Here is a 17,618-nt window from a genome sequence, read left to right as displayed (position 1 = left end):
AAGACAGATGAGCATGCAAGATCCGATCGCGGATATGCTGACCCGTATCCGTAACGGTCAAGCCGCGAACAAAGTTGCGGTCACCATGCCTTCCTCCAAGCTGAAAGTGGCAATTGCCAACGTGCTGAAGGAAGAAGGTTTTATTGAAGATTTCAAAATCGAAGGCGACGCCAAGCCTGTTCTGGAATTGGTACTGAAGTACTTCCAGGGCAAAGCTGTGGTAGAAAGCATTCAACGTATCAGCCGTCCAGGTCTGCGCATCTACAAGAAAAAAGATGAGCTGCCAAAAGTTATGGCCGGTTTGGGTATCGCTGTTGTTTCTACCTCTAAAGGTGTTATGACCGATCGTGCAGCTCGCCAGGCTGGTCTTGGTGGCGAGATTATCTGCTACGTAGCTTAATTCGGGAGGAAAGAATGTCTCGTGTTGCAAAAGCACCCGTCGTCATTCCTGCCGGCGTAGAGGTAAAACTCAACGGTCAGGTTATTTCGATTAAGGGTAAAAACGGCGAGTTGACTCGTACTATCCACGACGCCGTTGAAGTGAAGCAAGAAGCTAACGCACTGACTTTCGCTCCGCGCGAAGGTTTTGCTAACGCATGGGCCCAAGCGGGTACCACGCGCGCTCTGCTGAACGCAATGGTTGTTGGTGTTACCGAAGGCTTCACCAAGAAGCTTCAACTGGTAGGTGTTGGTTATCGTGCTGCCGTTAAAGGCAACGTGGTGAATTTGGCCCTGGGCTTCTCTCACCCTATCGATCACCAGCTGCCGGCAGGTATCACTGCTGAATGCCCAAGCCAAACTGAAATCGTGCTGAAAGGCGCTGATAAGCAGGTAATTGGCCAGGTAGCAGCAGATCTGCGCGCTTACCGTCGTCCTGAGCCTTACAAAGGCAAGGGTGTTCGTTACGCCGACGAAGTCGTGCGTACCAAAGAGGCTAAGAAGAAGTAAGGTAACACTATGGATAAGAAATCTGCTCGTATCCGTCGTGCGACCCGCGCACGCCGCAAGCTCCAAGAGCTGGGTGCAACCCGCCTGGTGGTACATCGTACCCCGCGTCACATTTACGCACAGGTGATTGCTCCAAACGGTTCTGAAGTACTGGTAGCCGCTTCTACTTTAGAAAAAGCTATCGCGGAGCAACTGAAGTATTCCGGTAACAAAGACGCAGCAGCAGCCGTAGGTAAAGCTCTGGCTGAGCGCGCGTTGGAAAAAGGGATTGCGAAAGTATCCTTTGACCGTTCCGGTTTCCAATATCATGGTCGAGTCCAGGCACTGGCAGATGCTGCCCGTGAAGCTGGCCTTCAGTTCTAAGGAAGAGGTTTAAGATGGCTCACATCGAAAAACAAGCTGGCGAACTGCAGGAAAAGCTGATCGCGGTAAACCGCGTATCTAAAACCGTAAAAGGTGGCCGTATTTTCAGCTTTACCGCACTGACTGTAGTTGGTGATGGTAACGGTCGCGTTGGTTTTGGCTACGGCAAAGCACGCGAAGTTCCAGCAGCGATCCAGAAAGCGATGGAAAAAGCCCGTCGCAACATGATGAACGTCGCGCTGAACAGCGGCACCCTGCAGCACCCTGTTAAGGGCGCTCACACGGGTTCTCGCGTGTTCATGCAGCCTGCTCATGAAGGTACCGGTATCATCGCGGGCGGTGCAATGCGCGCCGTTCTCGAAGTTGCTGGGGTGCACAACGTATTGGCTAAAGCTTATGGTTCCACCAACCCGATCAACGTGGTTCGTGCAACTATCGACGCTCTGGCGAATATGAAGTCTCCTGAAATGGTCGCTGCTAAGCGTGGTAAATCCGTTGCCGACATTCTGGGGTAATTGACCATGGCTAAGACTATTAAAGTTACACAAACTCGCAGCTCAATTGGCCGTCTGCCGAAGCATAAAGCTACTCTGCTCGGTCTGGGTCTGCGTCGTATTGGTCACACCGTAGAGCGCGAGGATACTCCTGCTGTTCGCGGTATGGTCAACCTGGTTTCCTACATGGTTAAAGTTGAGGAGTAACAGATGCGTTTAAATACTCTGTCTCCGGCTGAAGGTGCCAAGCATGCGCCTAAGCGTGTAGGTCGTGGTATTGGTTCTGGCCTGGGTAAAACCGGCGGCCGTGGTCACAAAGGTCAGAAGTCTCGTTCTGGCGGTGGCGTACGTCGTGGTTTCGAAGGTGGTCAGATGCCTCTGTACCGTCGTCTGCCGAAATTCGGCTTCACTTCACGCAAAGCGATGATCACGGCAGAAGTTCGTCTGTCTGAACTCGCTCTGGTTGAAGGCGATGTTATCGACCTGAACGCGCTGAAAGCCGCTAACGTAGTTGGTGTCCAGATCGAATTCGCGAAAGTTGTACTTTCTGGCGAAGTCGCTCGTCCGGTAACCCTGCGTGGTCTGCGTGTCACCAAAGGCGCTCGTGCTGCTATCGAGGCTGCTGGCGGTAAAATTGAGGAATAAGTAGCAGATGGCTAAGCAACCAGGATTAGATTTTCAAAGTGCTAAAGGCGGGCTCGGCGAGCTGAAGCGCAGACTTTTGTTTGTCATCGGCGCGCTGATTGTCTTCCGCATCGGCTCTTTCATTCCGATTCCTGGTATCGATGCCACTGTGCTTGCCAAATTGCTTGAGCAGCAGAGAGGCACTATCATTGAAATGTTTAACATGTTCTCTGGTGGTGCCCTCAGCCGTGCTTCTATCTTTGCTCTGGGGATCATGCCGTATATTTCGGCGTCGATCATTATCCAGCTGCTGACGGTGGTTCATCCGGCGTTGGCGGAAATCAAGAAAGAAGGGGAGGCTGGCCGTCGCAAGATTAGTCAGTACACCCGTTACGGTACGCTGGTATTGGCCATATTCCAGTCGATCGGTATTGCTACCGGTCTGCCGAATATGCCTGGTATGCAGGGCCTGGTGTTAAACCCAGGCTTTGCATTCTACTTTACTGCGGTTGTGAGCTTGGTCACCGGGACAATGTTCCTGATGTGGCTGGGTGAGCAGATTACTGAGCGCGGTATCGGCAACGGTATCTCGATCATTATCTTCGCGGGTATTGTAGCGGGGCTCCCGCCGGCAGTGGCCCATACTATCGAGCAAGCGCGGCAAGGCGACCTGCACTTCCTCCTGCTGCTGTTGGTTGCAGTATTGGTGTTTGCAGTAACCTTCTTCGTTGTTTTCATTGAGCGTGGTCAACGTCGTATCGTCGTTAACTATGCGAAGCGTCAACAAGGTCGTCGTGTTTATGCAGCACAGAGTACACACTTACCGTTGAAAGTGAACATGGCGGGTGTTATCCCGGCGATTTTCGCTTCCAGCATTATTCTGTTCCCGGCCACGATTGCATCATGGTTTGGGGGCGGTACCGGTTGGAACTGGCTGACTACGATTTCGCTGTATTTGCAGCCAGGGCAACCGCTTTATGTGTTACTCTATGCGTCTGCAATCATCTTCTTCTGTTTCTTCTACACGGCGTTGGTATTCAACCCGCGTGAGACAGCAGATAACCTGAAGAAGTCCGGTGCCTTCGTACCAGGAATTCGTCCGGGAGAGCAAACGGCGAAGTATATCGATAAAGTAATGACGCGTTTAACCCTGGTGGGCGCGATGTACATTACTTTCATCTGCCTGATCCCGGAGTTCATGCGTGATGCAATGAAAGTACCATTCTACTTTGGTGGTACCTCGCTACTGATCGTGGTTGTCGTCATCATGGACTTTATGGCTCAAGTGCAAACTCTGATGATGTCAAGTCAGTACGAGTCTGCATTGAAGAAAGCAAATCTGAAAGGCTATAACCGCTAGTCAGATTCGTTTGAGAAGTTACGGAGAGTAAAAATGAAAGTTCGTGCTTCCGTCAAGAAATTATGTCGTAACTGCAAAATCGTTAAGCGTAACGGTGTCGTTCGTGTGATTTGCAGCGCCGAGCCGAAGCATAAACAGCGTCAAGGCTGATTATCTCGCATATTTTTCTTGCAAAGTTGGGTTGAGCTGGCTAGATTAGCCAGCCAATCTTTTGTATGTCGCACTGCAACACTATTTGAGTATCCTGAAAACGGGCTTTTCAGAATGGTGTTGCTGTATAAAATAGTAGGAGTGCATAGTGGCCCGTATAGCAGGCATTAACATTCCTGATCATAAACATACCGTTATCGCCTTAACGTCGATCTTCGGTATCGGTAAAACCCGTTCACAGGCTATCTGTGCATCCACGGGTATTGCTGAAAATGTTAAGATCAGTGAGCTGTCTGAAGAGCAAATCGAAAAGCTTCGTGATGCAGTTGCCAAATACACCGTTGAGGGTGATTTGCGTCGTGAAATTACCCTGAGCATCAAGCGTCTTATGGACCTTGGTTGCTATCGTGGTTTGCGTCATCGTCGTGGTCTGCCGGTACGCGGTCAGCGCACCAAGACCAACGCTCGTACCCGTAAGGGTCCGCGCAAGCCGATCAAGAAATAATCGGGGTTATTGAATAATGGCAAAGGCACCTGTTCGTACACGTAAGCGTGTAAGAAAGCAAGTCTCTGACGGCGTGGCTCATATCCATGCTTCTTTCAACAACACCATCGTTACCATCACTGATCGTCAGGGTAATGCTTTGGGTTGGGCAACAGCCGGTGGTTCCGGTTTCCGTGGTTCTCGTAAGTCCACTCCGTTCGCAGCACAGGTTGCAGCAGAACGTTGTGCTGACGCAGTAAAAGAATACGGTATCAAGAACCTGGAAGTTATGGTTAAAGGACCTGGTCCTGGTCGTGAGTCTACTATCCGCGCTCTGAACGCGGCTGGTTTCCGCATCACTAATATTACTGATGTGACTCCGATCCCTCATAACGGTTGTCGTCCGCCGAAAAAGCGCCGCGTGTAACGCAGCTTTTAGGATTGTTGGAGAAAGAAAATGGCAAGATATTTGGGTCCTAAGCTCAAGCTGAGCCGTCGTGAGGGCACAGACCTGTTCCTTAAGTCTGGCGTTCGCGCGATCGATTCCAAGTGTAAAATTGAACAAGCACCTGGTCAGCACGGTGCGCGTAAACCGCGTCTGTCTGATTACGGTGTTCAGTTGCGTGAGAAGCAGAAAGTTCGCCGTATGTACGGCATTCTGGAGCGTCAATTCCGTAACTATTACAAAGAAGCAACCCGCCTGAAGGGCAACACCGGTGAAAACCTGTTGCAGCTGCTGGAAGGTCGTCTGGACAACGTTGTTTACCGTATGGGCTTCGGCGCTACTCGTGCAGAGTCACGTCAGCTGGTTAGCCACAAAGCAGTTATGGTAAACGGTCGCGTTGTTAACATCGCTTCTTATCAGGTATCTCCGAATGACGTAGTCAGCATCCGCGAGAAAGCTAAAAAGCAGTCTCGTGTTAAAGCTTCTCTGGAGCTGGCTGAGCAGCGTGAAAAGCCGACTTGGCTGGAAGTTGATGCTGCTAAGATGGAAGGCGTGTTCAAGCGTATGCCTGAACGTACCGATCTGTCTGCGGACATTAACGAACACCTGATCGTCGAGCTTTACTCCAAGTAAAGCTTAGTACCAAAGAGAGGACACAATGCAGGGTTCTGTGACAGAGTTTCTAAAACCGCGCCTGGTAGATATCGAGCAAGTCAGTTCGACGCACGCCAAGGTGACCCTTGAGCCTTTAGAGCGTGGCTTTGGCCATACTCTTGGCAACGCACTGCGCCGTATTCTGCTTTCATCTATGCCGGGTTGCGCGGTGACCGAGGTTGAGATTGATGGTGTACTGCATGAGTACAGCACCAAAGAAGGCGTACAGGAAGATATCCTGGAGATCCTGCTCAACCTGAAAGGGCTGGCGGTGAGAGTTCAAGGCAAAGACGAAGTTATTCTTACCCTGAATAAATCTGGCATTGGCCCTGTGACCGCTGCCGACATCACCCATGATGGTGATGTCGAAATCGTCAAGCCTCAGCACGTGATCTGCCACCTGACTGATGAGAACGCGGCTATCAGCATGCGTATCAAAGTTCAGCGCGGTCGCGGTTATGTGCCGGCTTCTGCCCGAATTCATTCGGAAGAAGATGAGCGCCCAATCGGTCGTCTGTTGGTTGACGCCTGCTACAGCCCTGTAGAGCGTATCGCCTACAATGTTGAAGCTGCGCGTGTAGAACAGCGTACTGACTTGGATAAGCTGGTCATCGAGATGGAGACCAATGGCACGATCGATCCTGAAGAGGCGATCCGCCGTGCGGCCACCATTCTGGCTGAACAACTTGAAGCTTTCGTTGACCTGCGTGATGTACGTCAGCCGGAAGTTAAAGAAGAGAAACCGGAATTCGATCCGATCTTGCTGCGCCCTGTTGACGATCTGGAATTGACTGTCCGCTCTGCTAACTGCCTCAAGGCAGAAGCTATCCACTACATCGGTGATCTGGTACAGCGTACCGAGGTTGAGTTGCTGAAAACGCCAAACCTGGGTAAAAAATCTCTTACCGAGATTAAAGACGTGCTGGCCTCACGTGGTCTGTCTCTGGGCATGCGCCTGGAAAACTGGCCGCCGGCAAGCATTGCTGACGAGTAACCGGATCACAGGTTAAGGTTTTACTGAGAAGGATAAGGTCATGCGCCATCGTAAGAGTGGTCGTCAACTGAACCGTAACAGCAGCCATCGCCAGGCTATGTTCCGTAACATGGCCGGCTCTTTGGTTCGTCATGAGATCATCAAGACGACCCTGCCAAAAGCAAAAGAGCTGCGTCGCGTTGTTGAGCCGCTGATTACTCTTGCCAAGACCGACAGCGTAGCTAATCGTCGTCTGGCATTCGCCCGTACTCGTGATAACGAGATCGTGGCAAAACTGTTTAACGAGCTGGGCCCGCGTTTCGCGAGCCGTGCCGGTGGTTACACTCGCATTCTGAAGTGTGGCTTCCGCGCAGGCGACAACGCGCCGATGGCATACATCGAGCTGGTTGATCGTGCTGAGTCTCAAGCAGAAGTAGCAACTGCAGAGTAATCTGTAGACGCGTAAAAAAACCGGGCTTGCCCGGTTTTTTTACGTCCAAATCCAGCCAAATGTGCTCAATTCCCCCGGCGAGCTTAAGATCCCCGCTCCTATCCGTTATGCTTAGACTCATTCAATAAGCTCACTGAGGCTGTCTGTTATGGGGTTGCTCGACCAATGGGCGGAACGTCATATCCTTGATGCCCAGAATAAAGGCGAGTTCGACAATCTGCCCGGCCAGGGACAACCGCTCGTGCTGGACGATGACAGCGCGGTGCCTGCTGAGCTACGCGCCGGTTACCGCCTGCTGAAAAATGCCGGATATCTGCCGCCGGCGCTGGAAGATCGCAAAGAGGCATTAACCGTTGCTCACTTACTGCAAGGGATCAACAGTGAGCATCCGGACTATGTCGATCTCAGCAAGCGCATGGCGCTGCTGGAACATCGGTTGCGTCACGCTGGAATGAGCACGGACTTCTTGCATGGCGAATATCAGCGTGCGCTGGACGGTAAACTCACCCGAGAGGAGAAGTAATGTTCAAGATAGGTCAGTTGGCCAAGCTTGCCGAAGTGACGCCGGATACCGTGCGTTACTATGAAAAGCAGGGCATGATGGATCACAATGTCCGTACTGAAGGCGGTTATCGGCTGTACACCGAGCAGGATCTGCAGCGGCTGCGTTTTATCCGCTATGCCAAGCAGTTGGGCTTTACTCTGGAAACGATCGCCGAGCTGCTGTCGATCCGGGTCGATCCGGAACATCACACCTGCCAGGAATCGAAGTCTATCGTTGATGCGCGCCTGAGCGAAGTGGAAAGCAAGTTGGCGGAGCTGACCCGGATGCGTGAATCGTTGAAACGGCTGAGCGACGCCTGCTGCGGTACCGCCCATACCAGCAACTACTGTTCGATCCTGGAAGCTTTGGAACAGGGCGCCAGCGATGACAAAGGCAAAAAAGGTTGCTGACGGCACTTTAATTTTTATATCGCCGGCAGTATTATCGCCCCGTTTTATCCCTCATATTTTACAGGAGCATTATCATGACGAAATATCGTCATACCAAAGGCCAGATTCAAGATAACGCCATTGAGGCGCTTCTGCATGACCCGCTATTCCGTCAGCGGGTAGAAAAGAATGTGAAAGGCAAAGGCAGCTATCGACGTAAAGAAAAACACAACAAAGGCGGTAACTGGGAGGCCAGTGGCAAACTATCAAACGATAATTTACCACTGGCCTTCTGGTTTTAAGGCATTAAAAAAGCCACCTTCATCCGGTGGCTTTTTATTGGCATAACCAAATGCTGTCTTACAGTTTTGGCTGCTGTTGCTGGCTCAGCAAATCACGGATTTCCGTCAGCAGTTTCTCTTCTGCAGTAGGTTCTGGCGGCGCTGCCGGAGCTTCTTCTTGTTTGCGGCGCATTTTGTTCATCAATTTAATCGCCAGGAAGATGGCGAAGGCGACAATCACGAAGTCAAATACGGTTTGGATGAATGAACCGTAGTTCATTACCACCGCCGGTACGGCGCCCTGAGCTTCACGTAATACCAGATGGAACTGTTTAAAGTCGACACCGCCGATCAGTAAGCCCAGCGGAGGCATGATGATATCAGCGACGAAGGATGAAACAATCTTGCCGAACGCGGCACCGATAATCACACCGACGGCCAGATCGACCACGTTGCCGCGCATGGCAAATTCGCGAAACTCTTTCAACATACTCATAGAACGCACCCCTTGCAGAATTAATAACTCAAGTTTAACAAAGCAATTTCCCTTTGCCACAAAAGGAGAGAAGTTTTATCTCCTCTCAAGGCAGAGAACAACTACGCGATTATAGACCATCGCCAAATAAATTCGTTCTACAAGAAGAACGGGCTCGGTTGGAACAGGCGTTCAACGTCCGGCACGAATTTCTTGTCGGTAATAAACATGATGACATGATCGCCCTGTTCGATTTTGCTGTTGCCGTTAGCGATGATGACGTCGTCGCCACGAACGATAGCGCCGATGGTGGTACCCGGTGGCAGCTTGATATCTTCAACGATGCGGCCAACCACTTTGGACGTGCTTTCATCGCCGTGGGCAATCGCCTCGATCGCTTCCGCCACGCCGCGGCGCAGCGATGAAACGCTGACGATATCCGCTTTGCGCACATGCCCAAGCAGCGCGGAGATGGTTGCCTGCTGCGGTGAAATGGCAATATCGATCACGCTGCCTTGTACCAGATCGACATAGGCGCGCCGCTGGATCAAGACCATCACTTTCTTGGCGCCCATGCGCTTGGCCAGCATAGCCGACATGATGTTGGCCTCATCGTCGTTGGTGATGGCGATGAAGACATCCACTTGCTCGACGTGCTCTTCGGCCAGCAGTTCCTGGTCGGAGGCATCGCCGTAGAACACGATGGTATCGTGCAACTGCTCGGCCAGTTCGGCGGCACGTTGCTGATTGCGCTCAATGAGTTTGACGTTATAGTCTTTCTCCAGCTTGGCGGCCAGGCCGGCGCCGACGTTGCCGCCGCCGACGATCATGATGCGCTTATAAGGTTTTTCCAGCCGTTGCAGTTCGCTCATCACCGCGCGAATGTGCTGTGAGGCGGCAACGAAGAACACTTCATCACCGGCTTCGATAATGGTCGAGCCTTGCGGACGAATCGGCCGATCCTGGCGGAAAATGGCGGCGACGCGAGTGTCGATATGCGGCATGTGTTCGCGCATCGAAGAGAGCGCATTGCCGACCAGCGGGCCGCCGTAATAGGCTTTAACCGCGGCGATGCTGACCTTGCCTTCGGCGAAGTTGACCACCTGCAGCGCGCCGGGGTATTCAATCAGCTTGTAGATATAGTCGATGACCAGCTGCTCCGGCGAAATCAGATGGTCGATCGGCACCGCTTCCGGCAGGAACAGTTTCTCCGACTCGCGGATATATTCCGGCGCGCGGATACGGGCGATACGGTTGGGGGTATTAAACAGAGAATAGGCGATCTGGCAGGCGATCATGTTGGTTTCGTCGGAGTTGGTGACGGCGACCAGCATGTCGGCATCTTCTGCGCCAGCTTCGCGCAGCACCCGGGGGTGAGAACCATGTCCCTGAACCACTCGCAGATCGAATTTATCCTGCAGCTGACGCAACCGGCCGGAGTCGGTATCGACGACGGTGATATCGTTGTTTTCACCTACCAGGTTTTCCGCCAGCGTCCCGCCAACCTGCCCGGCACCAAGAATAATTATTTTCATCGTGTTCTCTGCTTCACACTGAAAGACTTAGGGCGCGTGGGCACCCTGAAGAATTACATTTTAATCAGCTTAGCGTAAAAGAAGCCATCGCCGTCCTCGGGATGCGGGATATTCTGCCGTCCCGGCCGCTGCGCATCGCCGGTTTCAACCAGCTTGGCATCGGCATGGCGCTGCAAGAACGCGGCGATCTGACTACTGTTTTCATCCGGCAGAATAGAGCAGGTTGCGTAAACCATCACGCCGCCTGATTTCAGATGCGGCCAGACGGCCTCCAGGATATCGGCTTGCAGGGCGGCGAGTTCGGCGATGTCGCGATCGCGGCGCAGCCATTTGATGTCGGGATGACGGCGGATCACGCCGGTGGCCGAACAAGGCGCGTCCAGCAGGATACGGTCGAACTGCTTGTCACCGCACCATTGCTGCGGTGTGCGGCCATCGCCCAGTTTAACCTCTGCGTGCAAACGCAGACGCTGCAGGTTTTCTTTCACCCGCGCCAGACGCTGTTCGTCGATATCGACGGCCATAACCTGTGCTTTCGGCACCGCTTCCAGAATATGCGTGGTTTTGCCGCCGGGCGCGGCGCACAAATCGAGGATCTGTTCACCGTCTTGTGGATCCAACAGATCAACACAGCCTTGGGCTGAGGCATCTTGCACGGTGACCCAGCCGTCGGCGAACCCTGGCAGATCGGTCACGGCGCAAGGTGCCAGCAACCGCACTGCGTCGGCATAGTCTGCATGAGGCTCCGCGGCGATGCCGGCGTCGGTCAGCAGCTGCAGGTAAGCCTCACGGGTGTGATGCAGGCGGTTGACGCGCAGCCACATCGGCGGCTTCTGGTTATTGGCGTCGACGATCTGTTCCCAGTTGGCGGGATAAGCCTGTTGAATACGTTTCAGCAACCAGCTCGGGTGCAGATAGCGGCTGTCATTGTTGGCGGCGCGCTGCAGTAGCTCTTCCTGTTGGCGCTGGAACTGCCGCAAGACACCGTTAATCAGGCCTTTCAACTGCGGGCGTTTCAGCGCTACCGCGCCTTCCACGGTTTCTGCCAGCACGGCGTGCGCCGGGATACGGGTATACAACAGCTGATACAGGCCGACCATCAGCAAATAGTGAAGTGTACGTTGCTTGCCGGTCAGCGGTTTGGCCATTAATTGCTGAATGCACCATTCGAGCTGCGGCAGTACGCGTAACGTGCCGAAGCACAGTTCCTGCAGCAACCCGCGGTCTTTATCGCTGATGGAGGTTTGCAGCGCCGGCAGAACAGTACTCAGTGACTGCCCTTGATCCAGCACCTGGCCGATGGCTTTGGCAGCGATGCTGCGGAGATTGTAATTATTTTTCATAGGCTGAAGCTGATAACGATCGGCATTAAGAAAATAACGGCCCGGCGATGAACGGCCGGGCAGTGGGGTGACTTACAGCCGGTTACCCGGGGTAAACCATTCACGACGTGAATTTAACAGGTCTTGCGCCGACATCGGTTTCTTGCCGGCGGGCTGCAATTGGATCAGATTGAGGATACCGTCGGCGGTCGCCACCTGAATGCCGTGCTTGTCGGCATGGACAACGGTGCCCGGCTCCGCGTTGGCGCTTTCCGCCATTACGCTGGCCTGCCACACTTTCACCGGTTGCTCATCGATGGTGAAGTAGCTTATCGGCCAAGGGTTGAAGGCGCGGATGCAACGCTCCAGCTGTGCGGCGGACAGTGTCCAATCCAGGCGAGCTTCTTCTTTGCTCAGCTTCTCGGCGTAGGTGACCTGCGACTCGTCCTGCACTTCGCGGGTGGCGCTGCCGTCGGCCATTTTGCGCAGCGTCGTCAGCATGCCCTGCGGGCCGAGCTGCGCCAGCTTGTCGTAGAGGCTGGCGCTGGTATCGCTGCTCTCAATCGGGCAGGCGATCTTGTGCATCATGTCACCGGTATCGAGACCGACATCCATCTGCATGATAGTCACGCCGGTTTCGCTGTCACCGGCCCAGAGCGAACGCTGGATCGGCGCCGCGCCGCGCCAGCGAGGCAGCAGCGAACCATGTACGTTGATGCAGCCAAGACGCGGCATATCCAGCACCGCTTGCGGCAGAATCAACCCGTAGGCAACCACCACCATCACGTCGGCGTTGAGATCCGCCACCAGACGCTGGTTCTCTTCGGGGCGCAGCGATTTAGGCTGAAATACCGGCAATTGGTGTTGTTCGGCCAGCATTTTGACCGGGCTGGGCGTTAGCTTGTTGCCGCGGCCTGCCGGACGGTCGGGTTGAGTGAATACGCCGACAATCTGGTGCTCAGATGACAACAGCGCGTCAAGATGACGCGCTGCGAAGTCTGGTGTTCCGGCGAAAATAATCCGTAAAGAGTCAGACACGTTGATTTCCTGATCGGTTAGGCGCGGGCTTGAAGCTTGGCCATTTTTTCCAGTTTCTGACGAATGCGCTGACGCTTGAGCGGCGACAGGTAATCGACGAACAGTTTACCCATCAGGTGATCCATCTCGTGCTGGATGCAGATCGCCAGCAGATCGTCCGCTTCCAGCTCGAAAGGTTTGCCTTCGCGATCCAGCGCGCGGATCTTCACCTGCGCGGCGCGCGGCACCAGCGCACGCTGCTCGGGAATGGAAAGACAGCCTTCCTCGATGCCGGTTTCGCCGCTTTTTTCCAGCAGCTCCGGGTTGATCAGCACCAGGCGCTGATCGCGATTCTCGGAGACGTCGATCACGATAATGCGCTGATGGATATCCACCTGAGTCGCAGCCAGGCCAATGCCTTCCTCTGCGTACATGGTTTCAAACATATCATCCACGATGCGCTGGATATCTGCATTGACTTCTTTTACCGGCGCTGCGACTTTGCGCAGACGCTCGTCTGGGAAATGTAATACCTGCAAGACTGACATATATCTTTAGATCTGTATCCGAGTAATGAACGAGGTTTAACCTCTATTCTAGACATTTCCCGACCTGATTGACAGCATTGCGCACCAATTGCTCAGATTGGCAATACCACCGTTTTTGCTGAGGGAACAGACGATGCGGCCGGAAGAGATCGCTTTACGGATGCGGGGAGTCACGGGGCTACAGACCGTCGTGGCCAGTCGGCTCGTGCGACAGTTATCGCAAATGAGTGGCGAGCCTCGCCGCGTGTTGCATGAGCTGGGATTGAACGAACGGCAGCAGGCACAGTTCAACCGAGTGGATCCCGTCTATCTGGCGGCCACCCTGCGTTGGCTGGAGGAGCCGGCGCACCGTATGCTGAACTATGGGGCGCCCGGCTATCCTGAAAACCTGGCTCAGATCGACGACGCGCCGCTGTTTCTGCTGATCGAGGGCGATCCTCGGGTGCTGTTGCAACCTCAGCTCGCTATGGTCGGCAGCCGGCAGTTCAGCCATTACGGCGAGCGCTGGGCGAACCATTTCGCCGAGGAGTTGGCGCGTTGCGGTTTCACCATCACCAGCGGTTTGGCGATCGGCATCGACGGCATTTGCCATCGTGCGGCGCTGGCGGCCGATGGCTGCACGATTGCGGTGTTGGGCAGCGGGCTGGGCAATATCTATCCGCGCCGGCACCGCCGGCTCGCGGAGCAGATAGTCGAGCAGGGCGGCGCCGTGATTTCAGATCATTTAGTCACCGATTTGCCTCTGGCCGACCATTTCCCACGCCGTAACCGCATTATCAGCGGGCTCAGCCTGGGGGTTCTGGTCATAGAAGCTTCGCTGCGCAGCGGTACCCTGGTGACGGCTCGCTACGCGTTGGAGCAGGGGCGTGAGGTATTCGCCTTGCCTGGGCCATTAGGAAACCCGATGAGTGAGGGGACGCATTGGTTAATCCAGCAGGGCGCGCATCTGGTCACCGGGCCGAAAGATATCGCCGAATTGCTGGGAAGCGGCCTTCAATGGCTGTCACTGAACGAAAATACAACTATTTGTGCGTCGCAAGCTGAAGTTGAATTGCCATTTGGCGATGTGTTGGCTAACGTAGGAGATGAGGTGACACCTGTTGACGTCGTCGCTGAACGTGCCGGCCAACCTGTGCCAGTGGTGGTAATCAAGTTACTCGAGCTGGAGTTAGCAGGGTGGATCGCAGCTGTACCCGGCGGCTATGTCCGAATAAGGAGGGCAAGCCATGTTCGACGTACTCATGTACTTGTTTGAAACTTATATCCACAATGAACCAGAGATGCGCGTCGATCAGGATCAACTGACCGATGATCTCGCTCAGGCGGGGTTTCATCGGGATGATATCTACAACGCGTTGAATTGGCTTGAGAAGTTGGCTGACCTGCAAGAGGGTCAAAATGCCCCTTACTTTATGGATGCCGATCCGCTGGCAATGCGGATCTACACCGAAGAAGAAGGTGCACGTCTGGACGCCGGCTGCCGTGGTTTTCTCCTGTTCCTGGAACAGATTCAGGTATTGAACCTCGAAACCCGTGAAATGGTTATCGACCGCGTTATGGCTTTGGATAATGCGGAATTCGATCTCGAAGATCTGAAATGGGTCGTGTTGATGGTGCTGTTTAATATCCCCGGATATGAAAGCGCCTATCAGCAAATGGAAGAACTGTTGTTTGAAGTGAACGAAGGTTATCTGCATTGAGCCGATAACGCGCATAGAAGACGTTATGACAAAAAACGCGATTTTTGCCGCCAGGCAAAATGAACCCTGTCCGGAATGCGGGGCCGAACTGGTGATCCGTAGCGGTCGCCACGGCCCCTTCCTCGGCTGTTCCCAGTACCCTGAATGCCAATATATTCGGCCGCTGAAAGCGCAGGCCGATGGACATATCGTTAAGGTCTTGGATGGGCAACAGTGCCCGAAATGTCAGGCGACGTTGGTGCTGCGCCAGGGGCGCTATGGCATGTTTATCGGCTGCAGCGATTATCCGCAGTGCGATCACACTGAAGTGATCGATAAGCCTGACGAAACCGCCATTACCTGTCCGCAGTGCGGCCAAGGCAAACTGCTGCAGCGCAAGTCGCGTTACGGCAAAGTTTTTCATTCCTGCGATCGTTACCCGGAATGCCAGTTTGCCCTCAATGTTAAACCTGTCGCCGGTGAGTGCGCCTATTGCCATTATCCGCTGCTGATGGAAAAGCGCACGGCAAAAGGCCCCGTCCTGTGCTGTGCCAGCAAGCTGTGCGGAAAACCCGTCGCGACTACAGAATAATCACATCATGAACTCAGAATTAAGCCCGAACCTTTTATCTATCATCGATGCTTTGCATCAACAGCAGGTGATTGCGTATCCCACAGAAGCCGTATTCGGCCTGGGTTGCGATCCCGACAGCGAGCAGGCGGTCAATGCATTGCTGGCGCTGAAACAGCGGCCGTGGGAAAAGGGGCTGATTTTGATCGCCGCCGACTATGCACAGCTTAAGCCTTATATCGACGACAGTGCGCTCAGCGAACAGCAGCGCACGACGATGTTTGCCAGCTGGCCTGGGCCGGTAACCTGGGTTTTGCCCGCTCGGCCGGAGACGCCGCGTTTGCTGACCGGACGCTTCAGCTCGCTGGCGGTGCGCGTCAGCGATCATCCGTTGGTGCAGCAGCTGTGCCGGCAGTATGGCAAGCCGCTGGTGTCGACCAGCGCCAATCTCAGTGGGCTGGAGCCATGCCGCAGTGCGGATGAGGTTACGCGGCAGTTCGGCGAAGCTTTCCCGGTATTGCGCGGCAAGGTGGGTGGCCGTCTTAATCCTTCCGAAATCAGAGACGTTCTGACCGGTGAACAGATCCGTCAGGGCTAGAGGTAATGGGCATGGAGAAGTTTGCGGTATTTGGCAACCCTATCGGCCACAGCAAGTCGCCGCGAATTCATGCGCTGTTTGCTGCCCAGACCGGCATTGAGCATCCTTATGGGACGGTGTTGGCACCGTTAGACGGTTTTGAAACCAGCCTGCAGGCGTTTATCCGCGCCGGAGGGCTGGGGGCGAACGTCACGGTGCCTTTCAAGGAGCGTGCTTATTCGGCCGCTTCTGAGCTGAGCGAGCGCGCAGCGATGGCCGGTGCGGTCAACACCCTGAAGGTATTGCCTAATGGCGAGCTGTTGGGGGATAACACCGACGGCATCGGGTTGCTGACCGATCTACAGCGTCAGCAATTGATCCGGCCGCAGGATCGCATCCTGCTGGTGGGCGCCGGCGGCGCAGCGCGCGGCGTGATCCTGCCGCTGCTGTCTTTCGGCTGTCGGCTAACGATCACCAACCGCACCTTCAGCCGAGCCCAGGCGTTGGCAGACGCTTTTCGGCATCTGGGGGAGATCTCGGCGGCGCCGATGGATCAATTGGATCAGCAAGCGTTCGAACTGGTGATCAATGCGACGGCGTCCGGCATCAGCGGAGAGATCCCGGCGTTGCCGGCGGGCGTAGTTAATGCACACACTCGTTGCTATGACATGTTCTATCAGCAGGGCGCTACGCCATTCCTGGCCTGGGCGCAGCAGCAGGGGGCAACGGAATATGCCGATGGGCTGGGCATGCTGGTGGGGCAGGCGGCGCATGCTTTCCAACTTTGGCACGGCGTGATGCCAGAGATCGAGCCGGTATTGCGCCAGTTGCGCAGCGAACTGGCGGCATAAATCCTGCCCCGTTCTCTTTATTTATAGGGAACGGGGCGTCCGTCAGATGTCTTCCGACAGGTATTCATCTTTCCAGCGTACATAGTTGTTCGAAGAATAAAGCAATCCTTCCAACTCGGCGGCGGTCAACGGCCGAACCTGGCGTGCCGGGCTGCCCATATAGAGATAGCCGCTGACCAGGCGTTTGCCCGGCGGCACTAAACTGCCGGCACCAATCATCACGTCGTCTTCTACTACTACACCGTCCAGCAGGATCGATCCCATACCGACCAGCACCCGGTTGCCGATGGCGCAGCCGTGCAGCATCGCTTTATGGCCTACGGTCACGTCTTCTCCAATCAACAGGGGATAACCGTCGGGGTTATGTTCGGAGCGGTGAGTCACATGCAGTACGCTGCCGTCCTGTATGTTGCTGCGTGCGCCGATCTTTACCGCATTGACGTCGCCCCGAATGGCGACCAGCGGCCAGATGCTGACGTCATCCGCCAGATCGACGTCGCCGATGACGACGCTGGAAGGATCGATCAAGACGCGCTGACCGAGTTTGGGGGTGTATTGAAGATAAGAACGTACTGCATCGGACATGGTGCTTGCCTCACGTCGGGATCATATTTACCGGCAATACTAGACTCTGACGATGGAATTACAACCAATCGCAGCGCCGGATCCTGCGGAAAATGGCCCTGATCGCACAAGATCCACTCGGAAGGGCTGAAAAGTGTGCAAACAGAAAGAAAAGATCAAAAAAGGGGTTGTGCAAAAAACTCGGATCCCTATAATGCGCCTCCATCGACACGGCGCAAGTGATTCACTTCACACAGCGGCCGGGAAGAAAGAGAAAAAATCCTGAAAATTAGGGTTGACTCTGAAAGAGGAAAGCGTA

General features: G+C 54.4%; 27 protein-coding genes. 21 read left to right on the top strand and 6 right to left on the bottom strand.

Translation table 11 applies throughout. The annotated features are described in order from the left end of the window. Window positions 1-7: 7 nt before the first annotated feature. From rpsH to ACUTQY_RS21700, 16 genes are all read left to right on the top strand, one after another. Window positions 8-400, top strand: coding sequence for a 30S ribosomal protein S8 (gene rpsH, locus ACUTQY_RS21775; RefSeq protein ID WP_004929753.1), 393 nt, complete (start codon window positions 8-10; stop codon window positions 398-400). Window positions 401-414: 14 nt separating this feature from the next. After that, window positions 415-948: a 50S ribosomal protein L6 gene (gene rplF, locus ACUTQY_RS21770; protein WP_004929751.1), complete on the top strand. Its 534-nt coding sequence runs from the start codon at window positions 415-417 to the stop codon at window positions 946-948. A 9-nt stretch (window positions 949-957) separates the two neighbouring features. Beyond that, window positions 958-1,311, top strand: coding sequence for a 50S ribosomal protein L18 (gene rplR, locus ACUTQY_RS21765; protein ID WP_004929748.1), 354 nt, complete (start codon window positions 958-960; stop codon window positions 1,309-1,311). A 14-nt stretch (window positions 1,312-1,325) separates the two neighbouring features. Continuing rightward, window positions 1,326-1,826, top strand: a complete 501-nt coding sequence (rpsE, locus tag ACUTQY_RS21760) for a 30S ribosomal protein S5 (protein WP_004929747.1) — start codon at window positions 1,326-1,328, stop codon at window positions 1,824-1,826. Window positions 1,827-1,832: 6 nt separating this feature from the next. Beyond that, the gene (rpmD, locus tag ACUTQY_RS21755) at window positions 1,833-2,012 is read left to right on the top strand and encodes a 50S ribosomal protein L30 (protein WP_048232028.1); all 180 of its coding nucleotides are present in this window, start codon (window positions 1,833-1,835) and stop codon (window positions 2,010-2,012) included. 3 nt (window positions 2,013-2,015) lie between these two features. After that, window positions 2,016-2,450: a 50S ribosomal protein L15 gene (gene rplO, locus ACUTQY_RS21750; RefSeq protein WP_004929742.1), complete on the top strand. Its 435-nt coding sequence runs from the start codon at window positions 2,016-2,018 to the stop codon at window positions 2,448-2,450. Between the two features lie 7 nt (window positions 2,451-2,457). Then, on the top strand, window positions 2,458-3,789 hold the full coding sequence (gene secY, locus ACUTQY_RS21745) for a preprotein translocase subunit SecY (protein ID WP_004929740.1): 1,332 nt from the start codon (window positions 2,458-2,460) through the stop codon (window positions 3,787-3,789). A gap of 33 nt (window positions 3,790-3,822) precedes the next feature. Further along, on the top strand, window positions 3,823-3,939 hold the full coding sequence (gene rpmJ, locus ACUTQY_RS21740) for a 50S ribosomal protein L36 (protein ID WP_002227352.1): 117 nt from the start codon (window positions 3,823-3,825) through the stop codon (window positions 3,937-3,939). A 148-nt stretch (window positions 3,940-4,087) separates the two neighbouring features. Next, entirely contained in the window at window positions 4,088-4,444 is a 357-nt protein-coding gene (rpsM, locus tag ACUTQY_RS21735; RefSeq protein ID WP_004929734.1) for a 30S ribosomal protein S13, read from the top strand. A 16-nt stretch (window positions 4,445-4,460) separates the two neighbouring features. Further along, a complete protein-coding gene (gene rpsK / locus ACUTQY_RS21730; RefSeq protein WP_004929731.1) occupies window positions 4,461-4,850 on the top strand; it encodes a 30S ribosomal protein S11 in 390 nt (129 codons plus the stop codon). Between the two features lie 30 nt (window positions 4,851-4,880). After that, window positions 4,881-5,501 carry a 30S ribosomal protein S4 gene (gene rpsD / locus ACUTQY_RS21725; RefSeq protein ID WP_004929729.1) on the top strand — a complete coding sequence of 207 codons (621 nt, stop codon included), beginning with the start codon at window positions 4,881-4,883 and terminating at the stop codon, window positions 5,499-5,501. A 25-nt stretch (window positions 5,502-5,526) separates the two neighbouring features. Continuing rightward, window positions 5,527-6,516 carry a DNA-directed RNA polymerase subunit alpha gene (locus tag ACUTQY_RS21720; protein ID WP_002919219.1) on the top strand — a complete coding sequence of 330 codons (990 nt, stop codon included), beginning with the start codon at window positions 5,527-5,529 and terminating at the stop codon, window positions 6,514-6,516. Between the two features lie 40 nt (window positions 6,517-6,556). Continuing rightward, entirely contained in the window at window positions 6,557-6,946 is a 390-nt protein-coding gene (gene rplQ / locus ACUTQY_RS21715; RefSeq protein WP_004929726.1) for a 50S ribosomal protein L17, read from the top strand. Window positions 6,947-7,094: 148 nt separating this feature from the next. Then, complete coding sequence (locus ACUTQY_RS21710) at window positions 7,095-7,469, top strand: DnaJ family domain-containing protein (RefSeq protein ID WP_046687911.1); 375 nt, start codon at window positions 7,095-7,097, stop codon at window positions 7,467-7,469. Further along, the gene (gene zntR / locus ACUTQY_RS21705) at window positions 7,469-7,900 is read left to right on the top strand and encodes a Zn(2+)-responsive transcriptional regulator (protein ID WP_016930321.1); all 432 of its coding nucleotides are present in this window, start codon (window positions 7,469-7,471) and stop codon (window positions 7,898-7,900) included. Before ACUTQY_RS21710 ends, zntR begins: the two co-directional genes overlap by 1 nt. Window positions 7,901-7,974: 74 nt before the next feature. Beyond that, window positions 7,975-8,181: an alternative ribosome-rescue factor A gene (locus ACUTQY_RS21700; RefSeq protein ID WP_004929720.1), complete on the top strand. Its 207-nt coding sequence runs from the start codon at window positions 7,975-7,977 to the stop codon at window positions 8,179-8,181. 58 nt (window positions 8,182-8,239) lie between these two features. Here the strand turns inward: ACUTQY_RS21700 and mscL are convergent, their stop codons facing one another. The 5 genes from mscL to def form a co-directional block, all read right to left on the bottom strand. Further along, window positions 8,240-8,656, bottom strand: coding sequence for a large-conductance mechanosensitive channel protein MscL (gene mscL, locus ACUTQY_RS21695; protein ID WP_015379263.1), 417 nt, complete (start codon window positions 8,654-8,656; stop codon window positions 8,240-8,242). A gap of 137 nt (window positions 8,657-8,793) precedes the next feature. Beyond that, window positions 8,794-10,170 carry a Trk system potassium transporter TrkA gene (trkA, locus tag ACUTQY_RS21690; protein ID WP_004929716.1) on the bottom strand — a complete coding sequence of 459 codons (1,377 nt, stop codon included), beginning with the start codon at window positions 10,168-10,170 and terminating at the stop codon, window positions 8,794-8,796. Window positions 10,171-10,223: 53 nt separating this feature from the next. Next, a complete protein-coding gene (gene rsmB / locus ACUTQY_RS21685; protein WP_046687910.1) occupies window positions 10,224-11,513 on the bottom strand; it encodes a 16S rRNA (cytosine(967)-C(5))-methyltransferase RsmB in 1,290 nt (429 codons plus the stop codon). 72 nt (window positions 11,514-11,585) lie between these two features. Next, a complete protein-coding gene (gene fmt / locus ACUTQY_RS21680) occupies window positions 11,586-12,530 on the bottom strand; it encodes a methionyl-tRNA formyltransferase (RefSeq protein ID WP_046687909.1) in 945 nt (314 codons plus the stop codon). Window positions 12,531-12,547: 17 nt separating this feature from the next. Beyond that, complete coding sequence (gene def / locus ACUTQY_RS21675; RefSeq protein WP_015379260.1) at window positions 12,548-13,057, bottom strand: peptide deformylase; 510 nt, start codon at window positions 13,055-13,057, stop codon at window positions 12,548-12,550. Between the two features lie 133 nt (window positions 13,058-13,190). Between def and dprA the strand changes: the two genes are divergently transcribed. The 5 genes from dprA to aroE are packed head-to-tail and all read left to right on the top strand — an operon-like array spanning window position 13,191 to window position 16,735. After that, window positions 13,191-14,312 carry a DNA-protecting protein DprA gene (gene dprA, locus ACUTQY_RS21670; protein WP_033652727.1) on the top strand — a complete coding sequence of 374 codons (1,122 nt, stop codon included), beginning with the start codon at window positions 13,191-13,193 and terminating at the stop codon, window positions 14,310-14,312. Further along, entirely contained in the window at window positions 14,284-14,757 is a 474-nt protein-coding gene (smg, locus tag ACUTQY_RS21665; RefSeq protein ID WP_025160381.1) for a DUF494 family protein Smg, read from the top strand. The genes dprA and smg overlap by 29 nt, the downstream gene beginning before the upstream one ends. 25 nt (window positions 14,758-14,782) lie before the next feature. After that, the gene (locus ACUTQY_RS21660) at window positions 14,783-15,328 is read left to right on the top strand and encodes a DNA topoisomerase family protein (protein ID WP_019456195.1); all 546 of its coding nucleotides are present in this window, start codon (window positions 14,783-14,785) and stop codon (window positions 15,326-15,328) included. Window positions 15,329-15,335: 7 nt separating this feature from the next. Beyond that, window positions 15,336-15,905, top strand: coding sequence for an L-threonylcarbamoyladenylate synthase type 1 TsaC (tsaC, locus tag ACUTQY_RS21655; protein ID WP_033645237.1), 570 nt, complete (start codon window positions 15,336-15,338; stop codon window positions 15,903-15,905). An 11-nt stretch (window positions 15,906-15,916) separates the two neighbouring features. Then, entirely contained in the window at window positions 15,917-16,735 is an 819-nt protein-coding gene (aroE, locus tag ACUTQY_RS21650; RefSeq protein ID WP_046688552.1) for a shikimate dehydrogenase, read from the top strand. Between the two features lie 42 nt (window positions 16,736-16,777). On the opposite strand, the gene ACUTQY_RS21645 is transcribed toward aroE, so the two are convergent. Further along, window positions 16,778-17,320, bottom strand: coding sequence for a gamma carbonic anhydrase family protein (locus ACUTQY_RS21645; RefSeq protein WP_033645236.1), 543 nt, complete (start codon window positions 17,318-17,320; stop codon window positions 16,778-16,780). Window positions 17,321-17,618: the final 298 nt, after the last annotated feature.

The sequence above is a fragment of the Serratia sp. TSA_130.1 genome (assembly GCF_052691795.1).
The sequence above is the reverse complement of the archived record's forward strand: the minus strand, read 5'-3'. Positions and strand labels throughout refer to the sequence as shown.

Bases quoted from the DNA above. Each gene is read 5' to 3' on its own strand.
- mscL (WP_015379263.1), bottom strand. From the start codon at position 8,656: ATGAGTATGTTGAAAGAGTTTCGCGAATTTGCCATGCGCGGCAACGTG.
- ACUTQY_RS21645 (WP_033645236.1), bottom strand. From the start codon at position 17,320: ATGTCCGATGCAGTACGTTCTTATCTTCAATACACCCCCAAACTCGGT.
- aroE (WP_046688552.1), top strand. From the start codon at position 15,917: ATGGAGAAGTTTGCGGTATTTGGCAACCCTATCGGCCACAGCAAGTCG.
- tsaC (WP_033645237.1), top strand. From the start codon at position 15,336: ATGAACTCAGAATTAAGCCCGAACCTTTTATCTATCATCGATGCTTTG.
- rpsD (WP_004929729.1), top strand. From the start codon at position 4,881: ATGGCAAGATATTTGGGTCCTAAGCTCAAGCTGAGCCGTCGTGAGGGC.
- rpsE (WP_004929747.1), top strand. From the start codon at position 1,326: ATGGCTCACATCGAAAAACAAGCTGGCGAACTGCAGGAAAAGCTGATC.
- smg (WP_025160381.1), top strand. From the start codon at position 14,284: ATGTTCGACGTACTCATGTACTTGTTTGAAACTTATATCCACAATGAA.
- ACUTQY_RS21710 (WP_046687911.1), top strand. From the start codon at position 7,095: ATGGGGTTGCTCGACCAATGGGCGGAACGTCATATCCTTGATGCCCAG.
- trkA (WP_004929716.1), bottom strand. From the start codon at position 10,170: ATGAAAATAATTATTCTTGGTGCCGGGCAGGTTGGCGGGACGCTGGCG.
- ACUTQY_RS21660 (WP_019456195.1), top strand. From the start codon at position 14,783: ATGACAAAAAACGCGATTTTTGCCGCCAGGCAAAATGAACCCTGTCCG.
- rplF (WP_004929751.1), top strand. From the start codon at position 415: ATGTCTCGTGTTGCAAAAGCACCCGTCGTCATTCCTGCCGGCGTAGAG.
- rpsH (WP_004929753.1), top strand. From the start codon at position 8: ATGAGCATGCAAGATCCGATCGCGGATATGCTGACCCGTATCCGTAAC.
- rpmJ (WP_002227352.1), top strand. From the start codon at position 3,823: ATGAAAGTTCGTGCTTCCGTCAAGAAATTATGTCGTAACTGCAAAATC.
- dprA (WP_033652727.1), top strand. From the start codon at position 13,191: ATGCGGCCGGAAGAGATCGCTTTACGGATGCGGGGAGTCACGGGGCTA.
- rplR (WP_004929748.1), top strand. From the start codon at position 958: ATGGATAAGAAATCTGCTCGTATCCGTCGTGCGACCCGCGCACGCCGC.
- rplQ (WP_004929726.1), top strand. From the start codon at position 6,557: ATGCGCCATCGTAAGAGTGGTCGTCAACTGAACCGTAACAGCAGCCAT.
- rpmD (WP_048232028.1), top strand. From the start codon at position 1,833: ATGGCTAAGACTATTAAAGTTACACAAACTCGCAGCTCAATTGGCCGT.
- rplO (WP_004929742.1), top strand. From the start codon at position 2,016: ATGCGTTTAAATACTCTGTCTCCGGCTGAAGGTGCCAAGCATGCGCCT.
- secY (WP_004929740.1), top strand. From the start codon at position 2,458: ATGGCTAAGCAACCAGGATTAGATTTTCAAAGTGCTAAAGGCGGGCTC.
- zntR (WP_016930321.1), top strand. From the start codon at position 7,469: ATGTTCAAGATAGGTCAGTTGGCCAAGCTTGCCGAAGTGACGCCGGAT.
- ACUTQY_RS21700 (WP_004929720.1), top strand. From the start codon at position 7,975: ATGACGAAATATCGTCATACCAAAGGCCAGATTCAAGATAACGCCATT.
- rsmB (WP_046687910.1), bottom strand. From the start codon at position 11,513: ATGAAAAATAATTACAATCTCCGCAGCATCGCTGCCAAAGCCATCGGC.
- ACUTQY_RS21720 (WP_002919219.1), top strand. From the start codon at position 5,527: ATGCAGGGTTCTGTGACAGAGTTTCTAAAACCGCGCCTGGTAGATATC.
- def (WP_015379260.1), bottom strand. From the start codon at position 13,057: ATGTCAGTCTTGCAGGTATTACATTTCCCAGACGAGCGTCTGCGCAAA.
- rpsK (WP_004929731.1), top strand. From the start codon at position 4,461: ATGGCAAAGGCACCTGTTCGTACACGTAAGCGTGTAAGAAAGCAAGTC.